Below are 19,309 nucleotides of genomic sequence, written 5' to 3' on the forward strand. Positions count from 1 at the left end.
GGATATCAAGATGTAGTTCTTAGCGGATGCACAGGCTACAATCCACTTTTTTATAAGATGAGAACATGTTGTGAGCAGCGAAATGCCTCAACTACAGCGCCGATTAAAGAACCGCCATATTCAGCTGATTGCTATGGGCGGGGCGATTGGTACAGGGCTATTTTTAGGTTCTGCGCATATTATTGAGTCTGCAGGGCCATCGATTATTTTGGGCTATTTGATTGGTGGCTTGATTGCTTTTCTGATTATGCGCCAGTTGGGTGAGATGATTGTACAAGAGCCAGTCACAGGTTCATTCAGTCATTTTGCTTTTAAATATTGGGGCAAGTTTTCGGGCTTTTTAACGGGCTGGAACTACTGGATTCTGTATATTTTAGTGGTGATGACCGAGCTGACCGCGATAGGCAAATATGTCAATTATTGGTGGCCACATGTGCCTGCTTGGGTTTCAGTTCTGGTGTTTTTTATGGTGATTACCCTTGCCAATTTAGCCAATGTCAAACTGTATGCAGAATCTGAATTTTGGCTGTCGATGATTAAGGTTGTGGCGATTGTTGCTATGATTGTTTTTGGTGTATATCTGCTACTTACAGCAGGCGCAGACTCTACGGCTTCGATTAGTAATTTATGGGTACATGGCGGCTTTTTTCCGCATGGCTTTGATGGCCTATTTTATATGCTGGCCTTTATGATGTTTGCTTTTGGTGGCATTGAGCTGATCAGCATGGCGGCGGCTGAAACTGAAAATCCAGATCAAAACATTCCCAAAGCCGTAAATCAAACGGTGATCCGCGTGTTCTTATTTTATATCTGTTCTTTGGCGGTACTGCTGTCGCTAGTGCCGTGGAATCAGTTGAAACTTGGTGGTTTGGATCATAGTCCTTTTGTGATGATTTTTAATCAGATGGGGATTGATTGGGCAGCGCATTTGCTGAATTTTATTATTTTGACGGCATCCGTTTCGGTCTGTAATAGCGGTATGTATGCCAATAGCCGCATGCTGCTCGGTTTGGCAGAACAGGGCAATGCGCCAAAAACGTTTAAACAGGTAAATAAACACGGCACGCCGATTGCCGCGGTTTTATTTTCTGCTTTGCTGATTTTTGGTTGCGTGCTGCTGAATTATTTCTTGCCTGAAAAAGCCTTAAGTTACCTGATTTATATCGTGGTGAGTGCTGCGGTGCTGAATTGGATGTTAATCAGCTTGATTCATTTGAAGTTTAGAAAAGCGATGCAGCAGCAGGGTATACAGACCAAGTTTCCTGCTTTATTTGCACCGTTTACCAACTACTTTGTCTTAGTGTTCATGCTGATGATTTTGTACATCATGTGGAATCAGGGCTTTATGCTATCGGTGTTGATGCAGCCGCTATGGATTTTACTGCTGTATGTGCTGTTTAAAGTGATGCAAGCAAAGAAGGTTTAATACCATGAAGGCTTAGGGAAGAGCCTTTTGAAGTTTTAAATTCTTGGTTTAAAGTTGTTTAACAACGATTTTGAAAGAGTTTTATTAAATTGCTTGAATTAATAATTTGGTTTATTTAAGTAATTAAAATGTAAGTTAAAATATGTGATTTGTGTTGATTTTAGAATCAATAAATTTCATTTATTTTCTTGAATGATAAGTAAAATGAATAATTTATCAATTAACTCTCCTAATTCTCGCTGGGTTAAATCTTAGTTTTACTTTGGTTGCTTTAAGTTTCTTTGGGCTATCAAAGGAGCTTGCTTTAGCAGGAGTTTCAAGTACTTTAGGATTCTTATGTTTTTGGTGTCTGTGGAGTCAAATGACGGGGGGAATCTATCAAGAATTTTTTAAAGTGGATGATCAAGTGGCGAGTAAGTCTTATACCTATTTAACACTCATTGCTACTCATGAATTTCATGATGATCGATTTATTACCTAATGGATGGTAATAAAAATGAAGCATACTACATTAAGTCTATTTATTTATTTGAATTATATTAAAATATTTAATAATGGAAGCAGAAAAGATTTTAAATTTTAGTTTTAAATTCACCTAAATGACTTCAAAAAATTAAAGTCATTTAGGCGTACTTTCACTTTTTATGGATTGAGGGCTTCTTTAAACATTGGAACTAAAAGCTTATTTCCATATTCACTTAAGTGATTACCATCACGATAAATCGGGCGTCCTTTATACTCAGAAATACATTCATTTCCTTTACATAGATGTAATGCAGGGTCTAAGACTTTGGCCTGACATTGCTCTGCACTTTCTTGAATAATTTTGCGAATCTCTCCTGATCTTTTTAAATATGTGTCGTGTGAAATAAATATTTTTTCATTACGCTTGTAGAATACATTCTTAATGATTCTTTGCGGTAAATTGAAACCAACTTCTGGAATGGGTTGCACGATATAAACAGGATTGGTCTTAGAGGTCTGACACAAAACTTCAGTTAGATTCTTTTGAAATGAAATCATTCGATTCTTTTGAGTGATGTTTGGATTATCATCAAAATAAACAATAGGTTTAGAACTCTTAGCATCCATGATATCAGGGTCATTTTCTCCAATTAAATAGCTTGGGTACCTTGCAATGAAAACCATTGGAATATTTTCATATTTTTTGGATGCAATTAAGTTTAAGCGTTTCTGATTAATTTCTGGGCAAGGACTTTTATCTTTGTAAAACTGTAGATTGGGAATAAATGGGCAGGCAGAAGTTGTAAATGAAATGATACCGTCAGCTTTCAAATTAAAAGTGGTTGCCACAGAGGTGGTCATTGCATCAGCATGGCTATCTCCAATAACAATGGCTTTAATTTTAGTTGGGTTTCCTATAATACATTCATGCAACTCTTGTTGGTCACAATCATAAGGATTGGTATTATTGATTTCTTCATTTGCGATTTTAGCTACTTCTGGAAGTCGAGAATCGACACCATCATTAGATTTGATGAAATGGCCGACGCCTAAAAGGAATAAAGCGAGATAAATTGCTTTCACTTTATAAAGCTTTTTCCAAGATGAATAGCGTGGGAAATGAATCTTTTCAATAGCGTGATAACTTAAGACGCCACATAAAATTGACAGAGGGATTCCGTATATCCACCAATTTTCGAGGCCAAGATAGAAACCCAAAACAACCAAGGGCCAATGCCAGACATAAATTGAATATGACCATTTTCCAACGTGGTTAAAAATTGGATTATTAATCAATATATTTTGCTGATGATTACTCACAATAATTAAATAAGCACCAAATACAGGAATAAGGGCCATATAACCCGGCCAAAGTGTTTCACTAGATATAAAGATATACGATGCTAGAATCAGAACGAGTCCTAAGCATTGTGTCATGAGCTGTGATTTTTTGTTTTTTAGTGACCAAGGATAGAGGAATGCTAAACCACCTATGAGCATTTCCCATGCGCGACTTGTTAGTAGAAAATAGGCAGTTTTGCTGTCTTTATAGGTTGCAAAAATACAATAAATAAAGCTGACTAAAAAGAGCAAAAACACCACGCGTTTTAAATTATGAAGGTTTAAATATTTTTTTAAAAACAAAATGATAAGTGGAAAAACAATATAAAATTGCCATTCAACAGACAAAGACCATGTGTGTAATAACCATTTTGTGTGTTCAGCAGTATCAAAATAGCCACTGCCTTTTGAAAAAAGAATATTGGAAATAAAGAAAGAGCTTTTTTCGACTTGTCGTCCTAAATCCTTGTAATCAACTGGTGCTAAATAGAACCAGCCAAATATGACTAAAATGATAGACATTGTGGCTAAAACAGGAATAATTCGGTTTGCACGCGCTGTATAAAATTTAAATAGATTAAATGTGTTTTTTTCTATGCCATTAAAAATAATGGCGGTCATCAAGAAGCCTGAGATGACAAAGAAAACATCGACGCCTGCGAAGCCGCCGGTTAGCCATTGTGGATTAAAGTGAAATAGTACAACGGCCAATACGGCTATGGCCCGTAATCCATTGATATCGTGTCTGAATTGCATAAATAAAATAGCTAATCATTTAATTTTGGATGATTCTAACTTTAATTGGAGAGTGATCGATTAAAATTTCCATTTTTTTAATTTTTTGTTCAAAACAGGCAGACTGTTTTCCAATTTGATTTGAAATGATTTTAGATCAGTGAGGTGCTGTTTTTATTTTGAGTTTTGAATTAGAAAATAATAGTTAAAAATTAAGCTATAGACGTTGGAGGAGCTCAATCCTCTGCCGCTGTCCTTTGTTTAACTTCGATACCACCAATTCATAAGAGTTCAGCACCAAATCTTGCAGAAGTTCTTCTTCTAATTCTTCATCTGTAAAAACAGAAATCCAATGCTGCTTATTCATATGCCAGCCCGCACGAATAAAGGGATAAATATCTTTAAGCATTCCGCCATTGTCTGGCAGCACTTTTAAATTGATAGCTGCTTTGCCTTCTAAATGAAAACTCAGCATAAAAACCTTATCCATCACTTTAAACACATCACAGCCTTCACCAAAAGGCTGGCTGCATGTGGTTTCTGGCAGGGCTAAGGCTGTCTTCGCAGCTACAGCATGTAATGCAATCATAGGGGATACCCAAAAATAAGCCTGAGCGTTAAAGCCTAAGGATGAATATTAATCGCTGTATCATTATTCACCAGTTGCCAAATTTCATCCATATCAATATTGCGCACTGCAATACAGCCCCAAGTCCAATCTTTTTGTGGGAAATACGTCATCAGTTGTGGTGCAGCTTTTATTTGTAAACTGGTCGCCGAACCATGAATCATAATGTCACCACCTGCAGAAACCCCTAGATTTTTAGCCTTCTGTTTATCGGCCGCATTGGGGTAAGAGATATGCAAAGATTTATAAAATGCGCTTTGCGGATTGCGCCAATCTATATGATAAGTTCCTTCTGGCGTCTTGCCATCACCTTCTTGAACTTTATGTCCAAGCGGTTGAAAACCCAGACGCATCGGGTAACGCCGAATGACCTGATCCTGATGTTTTAACTCTAAATAACGCTCAGCTTTATGTACTTGAATACTGTCGATCGGCGTTTCTGTGCGAATTTTTTGAATTTGCAAATCACTTAATTTAGGTGGAAAGGCCAGTACATTGGTAGGTGTAGGTAGATATTTTTCAAATTTTTGATAGGCAAGGTAGGCCGCCACAATACAGAAGAGGGTAGCGAAACTAAAAATAGCGATACGTTTTCTTGTCATTATTTTTTAGAGGATGGACGGCATTACAGTCCATCCATTTCGGTATTGTGGATAATGTCTAAATTATCCACAATTTTGCTTCGATTGATGCATGAATTTGTGGATAAATGTTTAAGACGAGCAGCTCACCATCACTTCAGGCACATCACTTGGCAAGGGGCCTAAATCTTCTGTTGTTTCCAGTTCAGGCTGTTTCAGATAAGGCTGGCTTAGTAATATAAATAAACGTTCTACCTCTGAAAAATCATTGCGTTCAGCTAGCTCAATCGCCTTTTGCGCCATATGGTTGCGCAAAATATATTGCGGATTGGCCTTTGCCATTTCAGCATCTAAAGCATCGGTGTCCTGATGCGCACGGATGCTTTCATATTGGGCCAAGAAACCTTCAAATGCGCGACGGTCTAAACAGTCATCTTTAATGGCTTCATATTCATGATTTTGCAGACGAATAAAGCTTTGCGTGTAATCCAGCTGTTCACTTTGCAGAATACGCAAAAAGGCCATGGCGCAGTCAAAGCTGTCTTTATGAAAACTTGGCAAACCCATTTTCTGAGCTAAGCCCAATTTATAATGTTCCAAGAAGGTCAGTTCAAAATGCTCTAAGCACTTAGCTAAATCTTCTTTCCACTGTTCTTTGTCATAGTCCGTAGGGCAGAGCGGAATGAGATTATTCAGCCATTGCCATAAATTCCAATGCCCAATGCTCGGCTGCTGCTGATAGGTATAGCGGCCTTGGTAATCCGAATGGTTGTTGATCCAATTTGGACGGAAACGTTCCATAAAGCCATAAGGGCCGAAGTCCAAAGTTGAACCTGTAATATTCAGGTTGTCGGTATTCATCACGCCATGCGCAAAACCAATCAGCTGCCATTTGGCAATCATCACTGCGGTACGCTGAATGACTTGAGTGGCAAAAGCTAAAATCGGTTGTACGGCATCCAAGCATTCAGGGTAGTGCCACTCAATACATTTTTGCGTGAATTCAGGTAGCAAATCACCCTGATATTGATTGATCCATTCAAAATGTCCCAATCGGATATGACAGTCAGATGTACGCAGCATCATCGCGCCGAGCTCGAGCTTTTCACGCTGCACGCCTTGCTCGGAACTGGTAAAACCCACTGCATTACTCGATGCAACACCTAAGCTGTTCAGCACATGTCCTGCCAAATATTCACGAATAGTCGAGCGCAATACTGCACGACCATCGCCCATGCGTGAATAAGGCGTAGAGCCGGCACCTTTAAGGTGCAGGTCAATGGTTTGCCCATGTTTATCGATGATTTGCCCAATCAATAAGCCGCGTCCATCGCCCAATTGGCCGGCCCATTGTCCAAACTGGTGACCTGCATAGACCATGGCCAAAGGTTCAAATTCAGCAAAGGTTTTTTGACCGCTGCAGATTTCAACCCAAGCCTGTTTATCTGTCTCAGACCATTGCAGCTCATCTGCAAGAGCCGCATTAAAATGCCCAGCTTTTGTGCCTTTTAAGGGTACAGGCTGTTGATGGTGGTACAGGCGAGGCGGCAGGGTGTTATAGCGGGCATTGAACTGCATAATGATCTTTAAAAAATTCAAGTTATGTTGGAACTATAGCAAAGACCAGATAGAAAAACTGTAGCTTAAAATCAATAAAGCCTCCACAAGGGAGGCTTTACATTTGAGAGGCTTAAAAGAATTAAGCAGTTTTCTTTTTCAAATTACGCATCAATTGATTCAATGCTTCACGGTGCTGTGACAAACGCTGTTCAACTTGTAGGAATTCAAGTTTGAGTTTGTCATCCATCTGATGAATTTTTTCAGCAACTGCAGTTTTCTTCGCTTGAATTTCCTGTTCTTTTAATTTTGCCCAGTCATTCAAAGTTTGCGAAAACGCATCATATTCTTGAGAAATACGTTGCTTAGCGGTCGCAATATCATCGGTCATGTTGAGACCATAGATCGCAAGGTCTTGTTCCGCATACTTGAACTTCATAGCCAACTCAGCTTTTTTAATATTAAAGCTAGGAATACGGCGTAAATTTTTGGCAAGGCCTAATTTAGAGCAGCTCCAAATTAACCATTTTGTTGGATCGTATTGCCACCATTTCACACCATTACGGTAGTCGTATTGGAAAATGTGGTGATAGTTATGATAACCCTCACCCCAAGTAGCAATAGCGAGCCAGAAGTTATCACGAGCGGTATTTTCGTCAGTATATGGACGTTTACCCCACATGTGGCACAGTGAGTTAATAAAGAACGTCACATGATGGCTCAAGATTAGACGCATTAAACCGCCCAATAATAGAACGCCCCACATGTCGCCAACAGCCCAACCAATTGGCACTAAAATCGCTGCATGCACAGCAATCACCAGTGGAATGTAGTATTTATCTTGGAACAAAACGACTTTATCTTTTAAAAGATCTGGCGCGTTTTTGTAGTTCGGTTCTGCTGCTGGATAATCACGAAGCATCCACCCGATATGGGCATACCAGAAACCACGATTAATCGAGTATGGATCTTGGTCAATATCGTCTACATGACGGTGATGTGTACGGTGACCTGAAGCCCAGAACAAAATACTGTTCTGAACAGCAAAAGTACCCATGAGCATTAAAATGATTTTTAAAGGCAAGGTTGCTTCATAAGCACGGTGTGCCCATAAGCGGTGATAACCTGCGGTAATACCTAAACTGCTGACACCCAGTAAAACAAACATACTGATCCAAGCAGCGGCACTAAAATCATGATTAATGGCATATAACGGAATTGCAATAACTGCGACAATAGGTAAAAACACCAATGCAAAAATAGCAATCCAGTTCATTGGGGCTTTGGGTAGGGGAGCATTCATCTCCAACAGCACTCCTGAAACCTTGGGAGGTATAGATAGGACGAATCCCATTAATTTTTTAAGGGATTTTAAACGTACAGAATAGTAGCACGGGAAAACCCGTTTTCACCACTGTTATTGTACAGTTGTATTGTTCTAAACAGTAACATAATACGACTGAAGTTATTTGACTTTTTGTGGGGTAAAAAAGATGCTAAAAAAACAGCAAAATCGTCAAAATAATCCGCAATTTTTTGTCAAACACTGTATCTGTGGCGGCTTTCTGATCAGTTGTCTAGGACTCATGGCCTGTCAAAGTTCTCCAACGCAGAAGGTGACTACAAAGTCACAAGGGAAGTCACATGGCAACAGTGTTGAACAGCCATTAAAAGTCATTCGCATGAATGATGGGATACAAGATATTCCATGGACGATTGTGCAAATTGCAGGGCAAAAAGCCAAGTTCTTTCATCATCAACCTTATTTGCAGTTCAGTTCACAATTTCGCCAAATTCAAGGCAATACGGGATGTAATAACATCAGTGGCACTTATGTGATTGATACCTTAAAACACAGCATTGATTTGAATGCGCGAGCAGGCTATTTCAGTTGTGATTCGGCTTTGGCTCAAGAGGCTGAACTTTCAGATGCATTGCAAGCCGCAACACAGTTTCAAATTCAAGCGAAACAGATGACAATGCAAAACAGTCGGGGTCAAACCGTGTTGGTTTTAGAACGAAAATAGGCCAGTTGAAAAAGCCACGTGTTGATCGAAGACTGAATTACATAAAACTAGGGGAATAAAGCAGCATTAAAAATGCTGCATCATTAATTTAGGATAGTCGGTAATTAAGCCGTTAATGCCCCAATCTTTAAGTTGTTTAGCACGATCAACGTCGTTGACAGTCCATACGCTCACATTTAATTTTGCCTGCTGCGTGGCCTGAATAATGTCTGAATTGGCGAGTTGGTTCATCCAACCGATTTGGATACAACCTAATTCAAGTGCTTGTTCAATCGCTTTAAATTTTACGTCCGTTTCAACCAGTAGCCCGCGTTTGAAACCGGATTTTTTTTGTTGCAAAGCAAGATGAATTTTAGGGTCAAAACTGGTGATCACCGCGGAATGTTCGAAACCTTGGAGCTGTTGTTCCAAGGTTTCAGTCAGCGCTTCAGCTTCAGTCTGTGTCTTCACTGCTTTCACTTCGACTTCAATATGATCGAAGTTATGAATAATTTTGAGCGTTTGTTCGAGCAGTGGCGTCGGCTCAACTTTATTCCATTCTGACCATGTCACTGCATGGTTATAGGGTTCTAACTCTTGTGAACTACATTCATATAGATGTTTATCTTGACCTGTCGTTCGCATAAATTGGTCATCATGCATGATCACTAGGGCACGATCTTTAAGTTGCCGAACGTCAAATTCGACAGCACGAATCCCTAAGTCTTGAATATATTGAAAACCACCAAGGGTGTTTTCAGGTGCTTCGCCACGAGCGCCACGGTGTCCGATTATGCGCATAAAGGGCCTGCAAAATTGAAAGATAAAAACATAGTGTCCTGTAAGCATGACAGGGAGATGACACTATTATTTTGATCCGATCATCCTGAAATACAAGAATGATCGGACGAAATGTTTCGATTTATTTCAATGTAAAATAGACTTTTAATTGGTCAAAGGATTTGAGCAATTTTTGAATCCAAAACTTATTGATCAATCGTGTCGTTAATATTTTTCTGCCACAGCACCTCAGAACCACCTTCAGCGCGTTGTAATGTACGCGATGCGACAAATAACCAGTCAGAGAGTCGGTTAAGTAGCTGCAATGACGGTGCTTGAATGTTCTGGTCACGGTTATGTACAGCCATTAAACGACGTTCTGCACGGCGGCAAACTGCACGCGCTTGATGGGCAAAGCTGCACACCAATGTTCCTGATGGCAGGATAAAGTCTTTGAGCATTGGCAGTGCTTCATTCATACGGTCAATGTCATTTTCCAAAAACTCAATTGACACAGGTTGTACCAAGTTGAAGTTTGGAATGCAAACTTCACCGCCAAGGTCGAATAACCAATGCTGAATCAGGCTGAGCGATTTATCCCAAGCCGCTTTGTCTTCAATACTGCTTAGTGCGATGTGCGAACGCAGAATACCAATGCTTGAATTGAGTTCATCGACATCTCCTAAGGCTTCAATGCGTAAATCATCTTTGGCTACGCGTGATCCGTCGCCAAGACCTGTCGTACCTGAATCGCCTGTGCGGGTATAAATTTTACTTAAGCGGTGGCCCATTTTAATTGTCCATTTTTTGATTAAAAGTTGAATAAATCAGTGTGAAATTAATATCTAACTGTGATGCCAAAGGAAGCCAAACGGCCGCCATTTAAATAGAATTTGCCGTCGAAATTGCCAGCAGAAGCCGTTTTATATTGAACATCGCCGACATTTTGAATATTGGCAAAGAAGCGCAGTTGCTCGTTGGGTTGGTAATAACTATTGAAATCAATCTGAGCATGTCCAGGGATCACATCCTCATCATAATTACTGCTGTCTGAATGGCTGTTCGCACTCAGTGTTGTTGACAGCCCATAATGTTCATCAGCCCAACCAGCTGACAATGCCAGTTTTTGACGTGGGCGGCGGCTCAAATCCAAACCTGTTTTATCATTTTTTGCTTGATTGTAGCTATAACTGGCCTTTGTAAAAAATGCCTCATTGCTCCAATTCACATAGACTTCTGAACCTTGAATGGTCACTGCATCAATATTGGCAAACTTCCAGTTATTGTTGGGATCAGAATCAATAAGGTTATCAATTTCAGTTCTGTAGATAGACAAACCAGTTTTTAGTTGTGGTGTCATTTGTAGGTCTAGCCCAATTTCATAGGATTGACTTTCTTCGGGTTTTAAGTCAGGGTTTGCATAGTCGCCATAATATAAGTCGTTCATGGTTGGCGCTTTAAATGCTGTACCAATATTGGCATAGCTACTAAACAACGGCGTGAAAAAATAACGCGCAGCAACTTGTCCGACCGTGTGTTGACCATATTTTTCATGGTCTTCACGACGAATACCCGCTTGAGTTTTTAATTTATCAGTTTGATATTGGTGCTGTAGATAATAACCCGTACTGTTTAAGTCTTGATGAAAAGACTCTGCAGTTTTTAGCGTTGATGTTTCTAGCTGCCGATGGGTGATGCCTGCAATGATGTTCTGAGACGGCGTCATTTGCTGTTTTGCGGTCAGTTCATATTCAGTGGATTCATAATGGGTCTGTTCAAAGATTTTGAGCTGTTCCAACTCATCTTTAAAATAAGACACGCGAGCATTCAGGGTCAGCTGATCTGTGGGGTTGAAGTGTGACTTCAGGGTTGCAATTTGATTTTTAAAATCTTGCGACTTTTGCTCATATTGCAGTGAATTCCAGCTGTATTGCTCATATTGAGCATTACCTTGGTTTTCAGAATAATCCAATGAAGTGCCAAAGCGTGTTTCTTCATAGCCAAATTTGGTAGACACGCCTTTTTGATTAAAGCTAGAAGCTCTGGCATTTTCATGTTCATGAATCAATGTGCCGTCGGTTTCTAAACGCTGTCCACGAATTTGCGCATAAAAACCTTGCTTGGCTAGGTCTACCCCGACAGTACTTTTATAGGTTTGATTTCCACCTATTTCAGCGCTGATAAAAGCTGCATTTTTTTCAGGGGTTTTGCTAATGATTTGTACCACACCACCAATGGCATTGGTGCCATAAAGGACAGATGCTGGGCCTTTTAAAACCTCAATCTGCTTAATGTCTGTGGTATCTATAAAATTATTTGGCGCTAAACCGCTGGCATCATTATTTAAACGGACACCGTCACGCAATACCAAAGTGTGGTCTGACTCTGTGCCACGTAAAAAAAATGAAGCTTGTTGTCCATAGCCACCCAGCTGCACCATATTGATAGAAGCATCACTCATTAATAAATGTGGAAATGATGCAATTGGTGATTGATCTATGAGCGACTCATCAATAATGGAAATACGTGCTGGCACATTTTCCAATTTTTCTGCAGAACGTGTTGCTGTGACGACAATGGTGTCCATTCTAGGTTGTGTAATGGAATCCGCTGCAACAGACATTTCGGAGTTAAAAATACAAAGCGCAGATATGCCAGCTGCAAGCGCAGTCGGCTGAAAAGGAAAAGGCATACAAAGCTCCATGCATTTACCCCACGTAAATGATTGAGTGATAGAACACGGTCGGCAGGTATCGGACTGGCAAGGTTTCGCTTGCGCACCGTTGCGGGGGCAGTGTTGTAGAAACTTCCCATGCCAACTGTTGTGAATGGTTTAAGTATAGAGAACTCCGATTTATCGAACAATCGAATCCGTCGGGCATTTTAAGATAGCTGCATATACAGCTTGACTTGCTGTGGGGCAGAAACTAATCTGCCCATGCTTCAGGTGCTTCCTTAATTGAGAAGTGAAACTGGGAAGTCAGTCCAGCAGTATAGATCTGTTGTTATCTGACACTGCCCCCGCAACGGTGAATAGGCTTTATTTCGATAAATCCTTAAGTCCGGAGACCGGCCTGATGCAGACCTATACATAATGCGGCGGGCGTTATAGCGGGATTGCATCATTGCGCCAATATTGGCCTTGCATTGCTGACCCTGAATCCCCCTGCGTTATCCATTTTATTATTCGCACGGGCGGTGCGATCGGGGAATACAGCATGCATTCTTTTTCTAAGACTCTACTCGGGTCACTTTTTGTTTTATCTCCACTTTCTGCTGCGATGGCAGCAGACCAAGTTTATCAACTGCCAGTGATTACCAACACGGTTGCCAATATTGTTGAGCAAGACGCACAAAAAACCTTGGCGGCAGTCACCGTAATCAACCGTGAAGAAATTGAACGCAAGCAATTTACTTCTTTGCAAGAATTGCTTCGTACAGTGCCGGGCGTAACATATAGCAATACTGGTGGTTTAGGGAAAACAACCAGTGTTTCTATTCGCGGTACAGGCAATCGCCATGCATTGGTCTTGGTAGATGGTCAAAAAGTGGGTTCTGCAACGCTTGGTGAAACGGCTTTTGAGCATTTCCCCATTGATCAAATTGAGCGTGTCGAAGTTCTGCGTGGTCCGCGTTCAAGCTTATATGGTTCAGAAGCCATTGGCGGTGTAATTCAAATCTTTACCCGTAAAGGGACGCAAAATGGGGTGAAGCCTTTTGCATCTTTTACCTATGGTTCACATGAAACATATCAAGGGAATGTTGGTTTAAATATTCGCCAAAATGATACTTGGGCAACTCTGAATGTTGCAGGAACGAAAACTCAAGGCATTGATGCGACAAATATTAATGAATCTAATGACTTGGATAAAGATGGCTACGAAAATAAGTCAGCATCTCTGCGTATGGGGCATAAATTCAATGATCAATTTGATGTTGATGCAAGTGTCTTAGTCGTTGATGGTGAAAATGAATATGATAATAGGGATGACTGGGGTTCTCCTTATATTGATGCAAAAAATGTGCATAGTAAAATCGAGCAAAATGTTTACAGCATTGGTGCTACCTATAAGCCTTTTGATATATGGACAACACAAGTCAAGTTAGGTCGCTCTGAAGACAAGTTAGATAGCCGAGATGGCTATCCATCAGTGATTAACACCCAGCGAGATAGTTTATCTTGGCTGAATACATTGAACTTTAATCAGCAAAATACATTGATGCTTGGCTTTGATTATCAGAATGATGAAGTCTCAGGTACTAAAGCGTATGCAGTTAAAGAGCGTGATAACAAAGCTTATTTTGCGCAATATCTAGGTTCATTTGGTAACTTCGATGTGCAAGGTGCAGTCCGTCAGGAAGATAACGAGCAGTTTGGTAATCATACGACTGGAAGCGCAACTTTAGGATATCGCTTCAATGATGCAGTGCAAACTTATGTCAGCTATGGCACTGCATTCAAAGCCCCGACATTCAATGATTTGTATTGGCCAGGAAGTGAAAGCCCGACATTGGTTCCAGAGGAATCTGAAAACTATGAAGTTGGTTTCAAGGGCGTGGTCAGCAATGTTCAATGGGAGCTAAACGCTTTCCATAATGAAATTGAAAACATGATCGCATGGGCACCAAATGCATCGGGGAACTATGTTCCAAGCAATATAGATAAAGCCAAAATTAAAGGCGCTGAACTATCACTTACTCAGCAGTTGAATAATTTTCTTTGGAATATCAACTATACCTATCAAGAGCCTGAAAATGAGACAGCAGGGTCCCATGGCAAGCAGTTGGTCTTAAAGCCAAAGCAAATCTTTAATGCATCAGCTGATTATACGATGGATAAATGGACTGTCGGCGCTTCAGTTCATGCCGAAGATAAGCGTTATACCAATGCTGCAAATACTGATGAGTTGGGTTCTTTTGCCACAGTAGATACGCGAGTAACTTATCAAGCAACGCCTGAATTCAGTGTTCAAGCCAAGCTTGCCAATATGTTTGATAAAGAATATTCGACCAACTACAGCAATAGCACTTTATTTAATCAAGACGGCCGCACAGCTTGGATAACCTTACGTTATGCGATGAAATAATTCATTAAAATTTCAAAAGGCCCTGATCATTCAGGGCTTTTTATTTTTGCGCAGTAATCATGCTGAAAATCCACGCAATGCATGAAAATTGCATTACAATGATTCGCCTTTATATTCATAGATAGGCTATGAATAGGGCGGAGTCAGAGCCAAAACAACATGCGAACCCGTGCCAAAATCTGCGGAATTACACGTACTCAAGATATTCAGTCTGTCGTCCAAGCTGGTGCAGATGCGATAGGATTTGTATTCTTTGCGCCCAGCCCGCGCAGTGTAACGGCAGTGCAGGCCGCTAAACTGATTCAGCATGTGCCGCCGTACGTGCAGACCGTGGGTTTATTTGTGAATGCGTCGGCTGTGGACATACAGGCTATTTTAAAAATTTCACCTGTAGACATACTGCAGTTTCATGGCGATGAAAGCCCTGAACAGTGCCAAACGATTGCGAAGTCCGTTGGACGCCGTTGGTATAAAGCCATTCAAATGAAACCTGAATTGGATGTGATTGCAGAAATCCAAGCTTTTCAGCAGGCAGGGGCAAGTGCCGTACTATTGGATGCATGGCATCCAGAGTTGAAAGGCGGTACAGGGCATAGCTTTGACTGGGCACAGTTCCCAAAACTCGATATTCCTTTAATTTTGGCGGGCGGTTTAAAGCCTGACAATATTGAAGAAGCGATTCAAACCACAGGTGCTTACGCCGTAGATGTGAGCGGTGGTGTAGAATCGGCAAAAGGTATTAAAGACCAACAACTCATAGAACGCTTTATGCAAGGAGTCCATCGTGGATCAGCAAAATAAGATTGACTATACCCAATTCCCTGACGCACAAGGGCATTTCGGTATTCATGGCGGGCGTTTTGTGTCAGAAACTCTAATGGCAGCACTTGAGGACTTAGAAAAACTCTATTTCCGTATGAAAGATGATGCACAGTTTTTGGCAGAATTCGACCGTGACTTGGCGTATTACGTCGGTCGTCCAAGTCCTTTGTATTATGCTGAGCGATGGTCGAAAGAATTGGGTGGTGCGCAAATTTACTTAAAACGTGAAGACCTGAACCATACAGGTTCACATAAAGTGAATAACACGATTGGTCAGGCTTTACTGGCTAAGCTGTCAGGTAAAAAACGTATCATTGCGGAAACAGGCGCAGGTCAGCACGGTGTAGCAACGGCAACGATTGCAGCTCGTTTGGGCCTTGAATGCGTGGTGTTCATGGGTGCTGAAGACGTAAAACGTCAAGCCATGAACGTATACCGTATGCGTTTGCTTGGCGCAACGGTTGTACCTGTGGAGAGCGGTTCAAAAACATTGAAAGATGCTATGAACGAAGCGATGCGTGACTGGGTCACAAACGTAGATTCTACTTATTACGTGATTGGTACAGTTGCAGGCCCGCATCCATATCCGCAATTGGTTCGTGATTTCCAATCAATCATTGGTCGTGAGGCGCGTAAACAAATTCAGGAACAAGCAGGCCGTTTACCGGATGCGCTTGTTGCATGTGTGGGCGGCGGTTCAAATGCAATGGGCTTGTTCTACCCATTCTTAAATGATGAAGATGTGAAAATGTACGGTGTCGAAGCTGCAGGCTACGGCATTGAAACAGGCAAACACTCTGCACCACTCAATGCAGGGCATGTCGGTGTACTTCACGGTAACCGTACTTACCTGATGTCAGATGATCAAGGTCAGATCATTGAAACACATTCAATTTCAGCAGGTTTGGATTACCCTGGTGTAGGACCAGAACACAGTTTCTTGAAAGATATGAACCGTGTTGAATATGTGCCGATCAATGATACTGAAGCGTTGCAAGGCTTCCGTGATTTAACCCAAATTGAAGGTATTATCCCTGCGTTAGAAAGCTCACATGCCATGGCTTATGTGACGAAACTTGCGCCGACGATGGACAAAGACCAAATCATTATTGCAACAGTGTCAGGCCGTGGCGATAAAGACTTAATGACTGTTGCCCGCATTGATGGCGTGGAAATGGTTGAGATGTAAAATCTCCCCCAACCCCTCTTTAATAAAGAGGGGAAAAGCCCTCCTTTGTTAAAGGTGAGGATTTCAGAATGTATTCTGAATCCGCAAGGGGAGGATTAAAAAAAATCGCGCAGAAGTAATTCCGCGCGATTTTTTCTTGCTGAAAATTTTATTGAGGCAAATCACTATAAAATAGATGCAGAATAAAAGTGTGAAATAAATCACAATACTGTGGAAATTTTATTGCTTTAGAAAGACTTTATAACAATGACATTTACCCAATTGGTTCGTGCAGAATCCTTTCCAACCCATATTTCTTGGCAATGGCGTGATACTTTTGCGCTGTGTATTCTTCCGCTGATCTTGCTCAACAGTTATGTCTTAGACCAATTTTTTGGTGTTTCAGCTCAGGTTGCTTTGGGTGATTCGATCTTTCGCGGTATTTTATTTATTGCCGTGTGTTGGCTCTATAAAACGATGCTATATACGCACTGGCAAAAGTATAAGCAGGCCTTTTGGCGCTCAAGTCTGTTGGTGGTTGTTGGTGCAGTCGCTTTACAAGTAGTGATTTCTTTTACACGCAGTCTGTTGCCCGTTGGTGAGAACATTGAAAAAGAATCGACCATTGATCCCAATACGATTGCGTTTTTTAGCTTGCTGATCATCAGCCTTGGGCCATTATTTACCGCATTGCTCGAAGATATTATTTTCCGCTATACCTTGCTACAAAAGCTATTTATACAGCCTTGGCTGTGGCGATTGATATTGGTATTACTGAACTCAATTTTATTTGGCTTGATTCATTATCATAATTTCGATGGCGATTTGATTGCGACCATCAGTTTTATGGTTGCAGGTCTATTTCTCAACCTCATCTATTTGTGGACGAGAAATATTTGGCATGTCTTACTCATTCATTTCGTCAACAATGCAGTACTCTCTTTAGGCGGCGTGATTTTGTTGAAATTACTTCAGCCCTATGTGGGCAGTTGAAGTCAAAAATAGGGGGAGATTGTGTCCAGTTTATTTATGGTGATGCTCGGCGGACGCCATCCAAGAGCAAATATCGAAGTGCATGATGTCATTCTTGCAGTGGGTAACGCATTAGAAGAGGTTTATCCACAACTGAGAACGGCATGGTTTGGTGAGCAAAAAGGCTTACATATTGATGCTTGGGCACAGGTACATACAGTCAGCACTGAAAATCGGCATTATCGTATCCAATTTTGTGATGCCGCGCCCCGAGCTGAAAATGAAAAATTATGGCTGATTAATCTCGGGGGATATGATGCCCGCGAATTTGGTGAATTACATCGTTATGTTTTGGTGACGGGACAAAACGCTAGTGTTGCGAAACAACGAGGCAAGGCTTTTTTTGAGTCACATTGGCAAAAACAGCATACCGACCGAACCCTAGATGTTGATGATTGTATTGCGATTGATCATGTGTATGGGCGCTATATCGAATTGGTTGAAACGCCGCATAGCCAGCAAAATTCATGGAAAAATGATTACATCTTAATAAATGAACATTTGTGATGATTAAGAGCTGAAATGTCAGCTTTTATATTTTTTTGTGATATTCGCCTGAAATCAGATGGATTGTCTTTTCAGGCGTTAAATAATAGGCATAATAACATTCAGGATTTAGACCTTAAACCTCAATGGAATGGCGTATATGGATTTAATACGGCCGAATGGACAGCCGCATTATGGGCGTTTTAGTGAACTTCCCAATCGCATCGATTTAAGTAAGTATGAATATAAGACACCGTATGGAAAACGACTTCAAGGTTGGCGTAAGCGTTTAAAATATAAAAAATTTAAATTTTGTTGTATTCAGCATGAACATTATACGATTGGTCTAGCGATCGCCGATATCGCGTGGGCGGGGCACGGTTTTGTCTATGTGTATGATCATATTACGAATGAAGTGTTGGAATGGAATTCGATTAATTTCCTATCACGCAATACCGTTTTAGATGAACAACCTTTATTTAATCAAAGTCATTTTATCAAGTCAGGGATTCAACTGGACATTCAGCATGCCAATGGTGTGCGATACATTCAAATGTCGAAACATGGCGAACTCAAACTGAGCGCTCGAGTGTTTTGTGCGGGGACTGATCCGCTGAGTATGTGTAGCCCCACAGGGATTAATGGTTGGACCTATACTCAAAAATTGACGACGTTAGGCTGTGAAGGTTTCTTTATCAATAAGCAAGGCAAAACCATTCAATTCCATGACCGGACATTGGTGTCTTTAGATGATACCTGTGGTTTTCTTCGTCCTGAAACCGCATGGTTTTGGCTTTCGTGTAACTTTTGGGACAGTCAAAATCGACGCGTTGGGATCAATCTTGCCTCTGGTGTAAATGAAAGCTTTGGCAATGAAAATTGTCTGTGGGTCAATGGACATCTGTATGCCATGTCTGATGTGCTGTTCCAGCAACAAGGCGATAATCAATGGAATATTAGTTCATTAGACAACAGCTTAAATTTGATCGTCACCACAGGTTGGCGGCGCTATGAAAACCTGAATTTAAGATTGGTCGGTAGTCAGTTCAGTCAATGGCAGGCAAAAATTAGCGGTACAATTCAACGTGATGGCGAAGAAATAGTATTCTTAAATGAATATGGTTTACTTGAGCAGCACTATGCCAAATGGTAAGTCTAAGTCTATAAAAAAAGCCGCAATCGATGCGGCTTTTTT

Annotated in this window: 16 protein-coding genes and 1 riboswitch; of the genes, 8 read left to right on the forward strand and 8 right to left on the reverse strand. The window is 40.9% G+C overall.

Going from position 1 to position 19,309, the window contains the following annotated elements; genetic code table 11:
- Positions 1-70: 70 nt before the first annotated feature.
- Positions 71-1,426: an amino acid permease gene (locus FTV37_RS12355; RefSeq protein WP_180063993.1), complete on the forward strand. Its 1,356-nt coding sequence runs from the start codon at positions 71-73 to the stop codon at positions 1,424-1,426.
- Positions 1,427-2,068: 642 nt separating this feature from the next.
- Here FTV37_RS12355 and FTV37_RS12365 read toward each other — a convergent pair.
- From FTV37_RS12365 to FTV37_RS12385, 5 genes are all read right to left on the reverse strand, one after another.
- A complete protein-coding gene (locus FTV37_RS12365) occupies positions 2,069-3,988 on the reverse strand; it encodes an acyltransferase family protein (RefSeq protein ID WP_168378762.1) in 1,920 nt (639 codons plus the stop codon).
- Positions 3,989-4,184: 196 nt separating this feature from the next.
- Positions 4,185-4,556 (reverse strand): MmcQ/YjbR family DNA-binding protein, encoded by a 372-nt coding sequence (locus tag FTV37_RS12370; protein WP_218947597.1) that lies wholly within the window; start codon positions 4,554-4,556, stop codon positions 4,185-4,187.
- 35 nt (positions 4,557-4,591) lie between these two features.
- Positions 4,592-5,197, reverse strand: coding sequence for a murein L,D-transpeptidase family protein (locus tag FTV37_RS12375; RefSeq protein ID WP_180063994.1), 606 nt, complete (start codon positions 5,195-5,197; stop codon positions 4,592-4,594).
- Between the two features lie 111 nt (positions 5,198-5,308).
- Entirely contained in the window at positions 5,309-6,754 is a 1,446-nt protein-coding gene (locus FTV37_RS12380) for a YdiU family protein (RefSeq protein ID WP_180063995.1), read from the reverse strand.
- A 121-nt stretch (positions 6,755-6,875) separates the two neighbouring features.
- A complete protein-coding gene (locus tag FTV37_RS12385) occupies positions 6,876-8,036 on the reverse strand; it encodes an acyl-CoA desaturase (protein WP_180055849.1) in 1,161 nt (386 codons plus the stop codon).
- A gap of 190 nt (positions 8,037-8,226) precedes the next feature.
- Here FTV37_RS12385 and FTV37_RS12390 point away from each other — a divergent pair, with 190 nt between their 5' ends.
- The gene (locus tag FTV37_RS12390; protein ID WP_180063996.1) at positions 8,227-8,760 is read left to right on the forward strand and encodes an META domain-containing protein; all 534 of its coding nucleotides are present in this window, start codon (positions 8,227-8,229) and stop codon (positions 8,758-8,760) included.
- Positions 8,761-8,826: 66 nt separating this feature from the next.
- Here FTV37_RS12390 and FTV37_RS12395 read toward each other — a convergent pair whose 3' ends face one another.
- The 3 genes from FTV37_RS12395 to FTV37_RS12405 form a co-directional block, all read right to left on the reverse strand.
- A complete protein-coding gene (locus FTV37_RS12395; protein WP_180063997.1) occupies positions 8,827-9,540 on the reverse strand; it encodes a glycerophosphodiester phosphodiesterase in 714 nt (237 codons plus the stop codon).
- 185 nt (positions 9,541-9,725) lie between these two features.
- Positions 9,726-10,310 carry a cob(I)yrinic acid a,c-diamide adenosyltransferase gene (locus FTV37_RS12400; protein WP_111885379.1) on the reverse strand — a complete coding sequence of 195 codons (585 nt, stop codon included), beginning with the start codon at positions 10,308-10,310 and terminating at the stop codon, positions 9,726-9,728.
- A 47-nt stretch (positions 10,311-10,357) separates the two neighbouring features.
- Positions 10,358-12,211 carry a TonB-dependent siderophore receptor gene (locus FTV37_RS12405; RefSeq protein ID WP_180022410.1) on the reverse strand — a complete coding sequence of 618 codons (1,854 nt, stop codon included), beginning with the start codon at positions 12,209-12,211 and terminating at the stop codon, positions 10,358-10,360.
- 236 nt (positions 12,212-12,447) lie between these two features.
- A riboswitch (cobalamin riboswitch) is annotated at positions 12,448-12,612 on the forward strand.
- A gap of 125 nt (positions 12,613-12,737) precedes the next feature.
- Between FTV37_RS12405 and FTV37_RS12410 the strand changes: the two genes are divergently transcribed.
- The 6 genes from FTV37_RS12410 to FTV37_RS12435 all read left to right on the forward strand — a co-directional run bounded on the left by FTV37_RS12410 (position 12,738) and on the right by FTV37_RS12435 (position 19,267).
- Complete coding sequence (locus tag FTV37_RS12410; RefSeq protein WP_180063998.1) at positions 12,738-14,606, forward strand: TonB-dependent receptor domain-containing protein; 1,869 nt, start codon at positions 12,738-12,740, stop codon at positions 14,604-14,606.
- Between the two features lie 159 nt (positions 14,607-14,765).
- Entirely contained in the window at positions 14,766-15,407 is a 642-nt protein-coding gene (locus FTV37_RS12415; protein ID WP_180063999.1) for a phosphoribosylanthranilate isomerase, read from the forward strand.
- A complete protein-coding gene (gene trpB / locus FTV37_RS12420; protein ID WP_180064000.1) occupies positions 15,391-16,617 on the forward strand; it encodes a tryptophan synthase subunit beta in 1,227 nt (408 codons plus the stop codon). The genes FTV37_RS12415 and trpB overlap by 17 nt, the downstream gene beginning before the upstream one ends.
- Positions 16,618-16,863: 246 nt before the next feature.
- A complete protein-coding gene (locus FTV37_RS12425) occupies positions 16,864-17,589 on the forward strand; it encodes a CPBP family intramembrane glutamic endopeptidase (protein ID WP_180064001.1) in 726 nt (241 codons plus the stop codon).
- Positions 17,590-17,610: 21 nt separating this feature from the next.
- Complete coding sequence (locus FTV37_RS12430; RefSeq protein WP_180064002.1) at positions 17,611-18,135, forward strand: DUF1543 domain-containing protein; 525 nt, start codon at positions 17,611-17,613, stop codon at positions 18,133-18,135.
- 139 nt (positions 18,136-18,274) lie between these two features.
- Entirely contained in the window at positions 18,275-19,267 is a 993-nt protein-coding gene (locus FTV37_RS12435; protein WP_078194136.1) for a DUF2804 domain-containing protein, read from the forward strand.
- Positions 19,268-19,309: the final 42 nt, after the last annotated feature.

The sequence above is a fragment of the Acinetobacter sp. YH16042 genome, from assembly GCF_013417245.1.
Taxonomy (GTDB): domain Bacteria; phylum Pseudomonadota; class Gammaproteobacteria; order Pseudomonadales; family Moraxellaceae; genus Acinetobacter; species Acinetobacter amyesii.